The organism is Pseudoalteromonas sp. MMG005 (assembly GCF_018101015.1).
In the GTDB taxonomy this organism is placed as follows: domain Bacteria; phylum Pseudomonadota; class Gammaproteobacteria; order Enterobacterales; family Alteromonadaceae; genus Pseudoalteromonas; species Pseudoalteromonas aurantia.
On record NZ_JAGJEK010000058.1, the window covers coordinates 1 to 1,759 of the forward strand.

The 1,759-nt window shown below is 44.6% G+C and carries 1 protein-coding gene; it reads right to left on the minus strand.

Annotated elements, in window-relative coordinates:
* Window positions 1-1,759, minus strand: a 1,759-nt coding sequence (locus tag J8M01_RS23650) for an amino acid adenylation domain-containing protein (protein WP_247671266.1), incomplete at both ends; no start/stop codon positions are given.

Consider the following 1,759-nt stretch of genomic DNA (forward strand, 5'->3'; position numbering starts at 1 on the left):
CCTAATAATTCAGACCAAATCTCAACCAGCCCTAGTTCAGTCTCTGTTTGCGGGGCAACATACTCTGTTTCTAAACTCTGACTCTCGACCGCTGGTAAAGCCTTTCTATCTACTTTACCATTCGATGTAAGTGGCCATTCACTTACAACCACAATTAAACTCGGCACCATATGCTCTGGTACAGCACGACCCAGTGACGCTTTTATATCCGCTACAAAGGTACCCTTATCATCTTCTAGTCGCGTATCTGTTGGTTTGACATAGCCTATCAACTGCATTGACCCCGCTACCTCCTTGGCCAACACCAATGCAGAATCAACCAAAGGCGCATTCCCTAACTGATGCTCTATTTCTCCTAACTCTATACGTAGCCCACGGATCTTCACTTGATGGTCGATTCGACCTTGATATTCTATTTCACCATCTTCTCTAACGCGTGCTAAGTCACCTGTTTTATACAATCGCGGTGAACTATGTGGCAAACCCGCTTCTAAATAAGGGTTATCAATAAACCGCTCTGCGGTTAAGGTCGGCTGATTTAAATAACCTCGCGCCAATCCATCCCCTCCGATATGCAGCTCTCCTATCGCACCCTGTGGCACCACATTTAAATGCGGATCTAACACCATCAACTGAATATTATCTATGGCTTTTCCTATCGGAACACCACGACTAATGTCACCCGCACAATCCCAATAACTCACATCTATCGCCGCTTCCGTCGGACCATATAAATTATGTAACTCAGCCGTCGGTAAATTGTCTCTAAATGCCTTTACATGACCCTGTTGTAGCGCTTCACCACTACAAAAAACTTGTTTCACACTGCCACTATTTTTAAACTCGTTATGCTCTAAAATAACCCCTAACATCGAAGGCACAAAGTGCATTTTTGTGATCCCTTGAGATTGGATCAAATCACACAAATACTCTGGGTCTTTATGGCCATCGGGTTTAGCCACCACAAGCTGCCCACCATATGCCAATGTCCACACAAACTCCCACACCGACACATCAAAGCTGTAAGGGGTTTTTTGCAGCACTTTATCATCCGCAGTCATCCCATACTTATTGTGCATCCAGTGGATCCGATTAAACAATGCTTGGTGCTCTACCATCACACCTTTTGGCTGCCCTGTTGAACCTGATGTATAAATCACATAAGCCAAATTCCGCGATAACACCTCTGAGTTCTCGTCATTGTCCGTCGATATATGCTCAAAGAGTGTTTTATCATCTAATGCAACAAGCTCACCAGTAAAACCCCCTAGTTGCTGCGCGGTATCGCCTTGGGTTAATACCACGGATAATTCGGCATCCTCTAGCATGTAGTTCAAACGCGCCTGTGGGTAACTTGGGTCTAATGGCACATATGCGCCGCCGGCCTTCAAAATACCTAAAATTCCTATCACCATTTCCAGCGAGCGTTCCACACACAGGCCTACCAAACTGTCTGACCCAATAGCATGATGTTCCCGTAGGTAATGCGCCACTTTATTTGATTGCTCGTTCAACTGCTTATACGTCAGCATTTTATCTGCAAAGACCACCGCAACCTTATCTGGTTGCTGTTGGGCTTGCTGCTCAAATAAGGTATGAATACAGGCTGTTTTATCGTACGCCACTGATGTCTCATTTAATGTATGAGTCAAGTGGTAAACTTCCTCTTGCGCCAACATAGGTAAAGAATGAATGGCATACTCAGGCTGTGCTTGCAATGTGCTTAATGTAGATAACAGTGTACATAAATGCTGATTTA